This is a genomic window from Luteimonas sp. TWI662, from assembly GCF_039673825.1.
Taxonomy (GTDB): Bacteria; Pseudomonadota; Gammaproteobacteria; order Xanthomonadales; family Xanthomonadaceae; genus Luteimonas.
Genome location: NZ_JBDJMI010000053.1, coordinates 1 through 902 on the forward strand (window position 1 = coordinate 1; position 902 = coordinate 902).

Consider the following 902-nt stretch of genomic DNA (forward strand, 5'->3'; position numbering starts at 1 on the left):
GCCTGCCGAAGGTGATCCGGACCGACAACGGCAAGGAATTCTGCGGCAGGGCGATGGTGGCTTGGGCGCACGAGCGTGGCGTGGCGTTGCGCCTGATCCAGCCGGGCAAACAGAACCAGAACGCCTACGTCGAATCGTTCAACGGACGCCTGCGCGACGAATGCCTCAATGAGCACTGGTTCCCGACACTGCTGCACGCGCGGACCGAGATCGAGCGTTGGCGGCGGGAGTACAACGAAGAGCGGCCGAAGAAATCGCTCGGCGGGCTAACGCCTGCCGCCTATACCCAACAGCTGGCGGTGAAACCGCTACGATAGAGCCGGACTCCAAATAGCTCCGCTACTGAGAAAGCGGGGGGACGTCGGGGGCACCACGAGAACGGCGCTGTCGTCGAGCGCCGGAAATACGAGCCATACGGAGCCCAGTTGACACCGGCCTTGCAAGACGGGCCCGGCTACACAGGCCATGTGCAGGATGCGGCGACCGGGCTGACGTATATGCAGCAGCGCTACTACGATCCGATGCTCGGAATCTTTTACTCACGCGATCCGTTAACGGCGCTGGGCGATCCGGTGGGGCAGTTCAATGCGTATCGCTACGCAAATAACAACCCGTACAAGTTCACTGATCCAGATGGCAGACAGGCAGTTCCCGACAAGCCCTTGGTTTTCTATCAGATCACAACGCGCACGCCGACCGACAGTGGGGCGGTCAACGTCACCAGGACGAATGTTTCGAGTTACGGAATCGTCCATGGCACGCGGACGGAAGTCCGTGGGACCGTCACCCTGCTGGGCAGACTCAACTTCCAAGTGCACACCCGGCGGAGTGTAGGGTGTCGCGATGGGAAAACAGTACAGCCACCTGAGCGCGGAAGAGCGCGCAGTGCTTCAGGTCGAGCG

The 902-nt window shown here is 61.5% G+C and carries 1 protein-coding gene and 1 pseudogene; both read left to right on the plus strand.

Translation table 11 applies throughout. The features are described 5' to 3' along the window. Positions 1-317, plus strand: a 317-nt coding sequence (locus tag ABE488_RS17700) for an integrase core domain-containing protein (RefSeq protein WP_346449706.1), incomplete at its 5' end; no start/stop codon positions are given. Between the two features lie 99 nt (positions 318-416). Beyond that, a pseudogene (locus ABE488_RS17705) lies at positions 417-902 on the plus strand (RHS repeat-associated core domain-containing protein); the annotation flags it as partial.